The 4,855-nt window shown below is 45.1% G+C and carries 4 protein-coding genes; 2 read left to right on the top strand and 2 right to left on the bottom strand.

The genetic code is table 11. From position 1 onward, the window contains the following. Positions 1–275: 275 nt before the first annotated feature. Complete coding sequence (locus H5073_RS17675) at positions 276–1,070, bottom strand: TIGR00266 family protein (protein ID WP_182680882.1); 795 nt, start codon at positions 1,068–1,070, stop codon at positions 276–278. A gap of 134 nt (positions 1,071–1,204) precedes the next feature. Next, entirely contained in the window at positions 1,205–2,134 is a 930-nt protein-coding gene (locus tag H5073_RS17670; RefSeq protein WP_182680881.1) for a LysR family transcriptional regulator, read from the bottom strand. Between the two features lie 263 nt (positions 2,135–2,397). On the opposite strand from H5073_RS17670, the gene H5073_RS17665 reads away from it, so the two are divergent. After that, the gene (locus H5073_RS17665) at positions 2,398–3,558 is read left to right on the top strand and encodes a homogentisate 1,2-dioxygenase (RefSeq protein WP_182680880.1); all 1,161 of its coding nucleotides are present in this window, start codon (positions 2,398–2,400) and stop codon (positions 3,556–3,558) included. Between the two features lie 107 nt (positions 3,559–3,665). Beyond that, complete coding sequence (gene hppD, locus H5073_RS17660; RefSeq protein ID WP_182680879.1) at positions 3,666–4,706, top strand: 4-hydroxyphenylpyruvate dioxygenase; 1,041 nt, start codon at positions 3,666–3,668, stop codon at positions 4,704–4,706. Positions 4,707–4,855 lie beyond the last annotated feature (149 nt).

The raw sequence follows: 4,855 nt of genomic DNA, 5'->3' as shown, positions 1-4,855 counted from the left end.
TTAAAAGGGGCTTAATTTTAAAAGAAGCGCGCACTCTAAAGGATAATGAATCTCAATCTCATCGATATTTACAATCTTTAAAATTGTAACTTGAATGTAAATTGCATGTGTGAGCTGGGTCAAACACGCTTGAACCCCGAGCCAAAGGTTACGGGGCTGATGCATCTTTTAAGTGAGGAAAAGTGGATCTAATTGCGGTTATGCAGCTTTCGCTATTAACCATTAACCATTAACCATTAGCCATTAACTATTAACCGTAAAAACGCGACTATCTGCTATCTACCATCGATCATCCGGCCTATGCCGCCAAGCACCGAGCCTTCACCACGGTCGCTGCCGCCGGCACTGGGAGCATGGGCAATAATACGGTCTGCCATCCGCGAGAAAGGTAAGCTTTGCAGCCACACAGTGCCATGGCCACTTAGGGTCGCTAAAAACAAGCCTTCGCCGCCAAACACCATGGACTTAAGTGAGCCAGCGCGCTGAATATCGTAATCAATGCCAGCGGTGAAACCGACAATACAACCTGTGTCGACTCTTAAGGTTTCGCCCTTAAGCTCTTTCTTAATTAAGGTGCCGCCCGCATGTACAAACACCATGCCATCGCCCTTGAGGTTTTGCAGAATAAAACCTTCACCGCCAAAAAAACCTGTGCCTAAACGGCGATTAAACTTCATGGTGACTTGGGTGCCAAGGGCTGCTGCAAGGAAGCTGTCTTTTTGGCAAATCAGCTCTTCGCCGTACTGGCTCAAATCAAGGGCTAAAATAGTCCCAGGGTACGGCGCGGCAAAGGCCACTTTACGTTTTTGATTACCTTGGTTACTAAAATGAGTCATAAAGATGCTTTCGCCACTTAATGCCCGCTTGCCTGCGCCTAAAATCTTACCAAAAAAGCCTGATTCTGGCTCTGAGCCATCGCCCATCTTAGCTTCAAAATCAATATCTTGCTCTAAGTAATTCATGGCGCCAGCTTCGGCAATCACGGTTTCATTAGGGTCGAGTTCAACTTCAACCAGCTGCATACTCTCGCCGATAATTTCATAATCTACTTCATGGCAACGCTTTGTCATCACTTGCTCCTTGCTGATCTAAAAATAATGCTAACTGTCGAATTAACCATTAAATAAAGCTAAACCGCTAAAACTCATAAGACATAATATGTCCAAGGTGGTTAGCCAACACAAGTTTTAAATGTAACCAAAAGTTACCCAAGTCCTGAGCCGCTGCTACCAAAGGGCAAGTTTTGGTGGAATAAATCAAACTCTTCTAAAATCAATTCTGTGAACAGCTGCCCCGCTCGCCCTAAGGGTCTGGCTAAGGTCGACACTAATTGCGGAGTGTAATTAAACCGACTGCCGCCCATAAAGTCCACCATCACCAACTCCCCTGAGACAAGCTCTTCACCAATTAAAAAATCCGGCATCCAGCCAAAACCCAGCCCTTGCAGTAGAGCATTTTTTTTCATAATAAAGCCTGATAAGTAAAATACCTTATCACCGCCAAATTGCAGTTCATCACGGCCGAGGCGGTTTGGGGATGAATCCTCAATCGTCAGCTCAACATGCTGTTGCAACTGAGATAAACTCACCGCCCGAGCGCGCGCTAATGGATGGCCGTTCGCCACCACCAAAGCACTGGTAATACTCGGCAAAGGTTTAGCATGATAATAAGGCCCGCTGCGATAATCTTTGACCATCATTAAATCAGCTTTGTCGCGCTCAAACCTGTGCTGCACCCCGCCCAAAAACTCCATATTGAGCTGAATCTTAGTGGGCACATTATGCTCTGACATCCGCTTAAGCGCTGTCATGATGGGTTCCATGGGTAATGAGCCATCAATCACCAGCTCAAGCTTGGGCTCCCAGCCTTGGCTAAACCGGCTGGCTAGGTGCTCAATATTGGCCAGCTGCTCTAACAACCTTTGCCCTTCAATTAGAATAATTTTACCTTCAGCGGTGAGTTCCGCGCGGTATTTATCGCGGTTAAACAGAGTGACGCCAAGGTGCTGCTCAAGCTTTTTAACTTGATAACTCACCGCCGACTGCGCTTTATGAAGCCGCTCGGAGGCTTTGGCAAAACTGCCCTCTTCCACCAACACTTGAAGCACATTAAAGCTGTCGATATCAATCCTCATGGTCCCGCCTTAAAAGACAGATTGTCATGATTTACTGACACTATTGTCAGCAAATCATGACAATCTAAAAAATGGATGGAGTTGCGTTATTTATTATTCTTTTTTTTGTTCATCCTAGCAACTAAATTGATAGCTAGATCACAGGATTAATAAAATCTGCATCAAGGCGCGCGTGAACATGAGCCATTGCGGTACAGACATTAATCGATAACGCAACTTGCACAGTCAACGCAACTTGGTTGCAAATAATTAGAGGAAGCGCAATGCCTTTTTATGTAAAACAAGGTCAAATTCCCAATAAGCGCCATATTGCATTCGAAAAAGACAATGGCGAGCTTTACCGTGAGGAATTGTTCTCAACCCATGGTTTTTCTAATATTTATTCCAATAAATATCACCACAACATGCCCACCAAGGCATTTAGTGTTGCGCCTTATGTCTTAAGCCATGGCGACACTTGGCAAGACTCGTTAATTCAAAATTACAAATTAGACTCACGCCAAGCCGATTGTGAGGGCTGCTTTTTCAGCGCCCGCAATAAAATCTTCTTTAATAATGACGTGAGCTTATACACAGCCAAAGTCACTGAAGACACCCATGAGTTTTACCGCAACGCCTACGCCGATGAAATCGTGTTTATCCACGAAGGTGAAGGCGAGCTGTTAAGCGAATACGGCGTGCTCAACGTCATGAAGTGGGATTACTTAATTATCCCCCGCGGCACCACCTACCAGCTTAAATTTAACGATTACAGCAATGTACGTTTATTTGTGATTGAATCTTTTTCCATGGTGGAAGTGCCTAAGCATTTTAGAAATGAATACGGCCAGTTATTGGAATCTGCCCCCTATTGTGAGCGTGATATTCGCACTCCAGAATTAGCCGAGGCTGTGGTTGAGCGCGGCGAATTTGCCTTAATCAGCAAATTTGGCAACAGCTACCAAGAAACCACACTGGAGTGGCACCCATTTGATTTAGTTGGCTGGGACGGCTGCGTCTACCCTTGGGCGTTTAACATCGCCGAATACGCGCCAAAGGTCGGTAAAATTCATTTGCCGCCCTCAGATCATTTAGTTTTCACCGCCCATAACTTTGTGGTGTGTAACTTTGTGCCAAGGCCTTATGACTTCCACCCAAAATCAATACCCGCGCCTTATTACCACAATAATATCGACAGCGACGAAGTGCTGTATTACGTGGACGGCGACTTTATGAGCCGCACCGGCATTGAAGCCGGCTTTATGACGCTGCACCAAAAAGGTGTGCCTCACGGGCCACAACCGGGTCGCACTGAAGCGTCAATTGGCAAGAAAGAAACTTACGAATACGCTGTGATGGTCGACACCTTCGCACCACTGAAACTGACATCTCATGTGCAAACGTGCATGAGCCAAGATTACAACCGTTCTTGGTTAGAAGACTAACGCTGAATGAGACTTGAGCGAAAGCTTAAGGGACATCAGAACCTGTCACTAACCCAAGTCACCCTAGAGTGATGGCGTGTTGATTGAACATAAAAGAGGATAACAAGATGGCGAGCGAACTTAACCCACTGGGTCTTTTAGGCATTGAATTTACAGAATTTGCCAGCCCAGATACCGACTTCATGCACCAAGTCTTTATCGACTTTGGCTTCTCTATGCTTAAAAAAGCCAAGAACAGCGATATTATTTATTACCAGCAAAATGACATTAACTTTCTACTGAGCAAGAGCAAAAAAGGCTTCTCGGCAGAATTTGCTAAGTCTCACGGCCCTGCTATTTGTTCTATGGGCTGGCGTGTTGAAGATGCAGCCTTTGCCTTTAACGCAGCCGTTGAGCGCGGCGCAAAGCCAGCAACAGATGCCAGTAAAGACATGCCATACCCTGCCATTTATGGCATCGGCGACAGCTTGATTTACTTTATTGATACCTTTGGCAGCGATAACAATATCTACATGACAGACTTTGTTGATTTAGAAGACCCAATCCATACCCAAGAAAAGGGCTTTATGGAAGTCGATCATTTAACCAACAATGTCTATAAAGGCACCATGGAGAAGTGGGCTAATTTCTACAAAGACATCTTTGGCTTTACCGAAGTGCGCTACTTTGACATTAAAGGCTCGCAAACCGCTTTGGTTTCTTATGCCCTTCGCTCTCCCGATGGCAGCTTCTGCATCCCCATCAACGAAGGTAAAGGCAACGACAAGAATCAAATCGATGAGTATTTGGGTGAATACAATGGCCCTGGGGTGCAGCATTTAGCCTTCAGAAGCCGTGATATCGTCGCCTCTTTGGATGCGATGGAAGGGACTGCTATTGAAACCTTAGATATCATTCCTGAATATTACAAAACTATCTTCGACAAGCTTCCACAAGTGACTGAAGACAGAGAAAAAATAAAACATCATCAGATTTTGATCGATGGCGATGAAGATGGATATCTATTACAGATTTTCACCAAGAATTTGTTTGGCCCTATTTTCATCGAGATCATTCAGCGTAAGAACAACCTAGGTTTCGGTGAAGGTAACTTCAAAGCCTTGTTTGAATCTATTGAGCGCGACCAAGTGCGCCGCGGCGTACTGTAATTCAGTACCGTAAATTCAGTACCGTAAAAAGTGCTGTACGTTTTAACCTAACTGTGGCTTAACGTCGCCTCCAAAAAACCAGCCTCGCGCTGGTTTTTTTATGGGCAAACAAAGCAATTAGCATTACACTGCTATCTAATTACGACAGC

It is taken from the genome of Shewanella sp. SR44-3 (assembly GCF_014163735.1).
Lineage (GTDB): Bacteria > Pseudomonadota > Gammaproteobacteria > Enterobacterales > Shewanellaceae > Shewanella.
The sequence above is the reverse complement of the archived record's forward strand: the minus strand, read 5'-3'. Positions and strand labels throughout refer to the sequence as shown.

Coding starts and splice junctions, on each gene's coding strand:
- H5073_RS17670 (WP_182680881.1), bottom strand. CDS start 2,134: ATGAGGATTGATATCGACAGCTTTAATGTGCTTCAAGTGTTGGTGGAA.
- H5073_RS17665 (WP_182680880.1), top strand. CDS start 2,398: ATGCCTTTTTATGTAAAACAAGGTCAAATTCCCAATAAGCGCCATATT.
- hppD (WP_182680879.1), top strand. CDS start 3,666: ATGGCGAGCGAACTTAACCCACTGGGTCTTTTAGGCATTGAATTTACA.
- H5073_RS17675 (WP_182680882.1), bottom strand. CDS start 1,070: ATGACAAAGCGTTGCCATGAAGTAGATTATGAAATTATCGGCGAGAGT.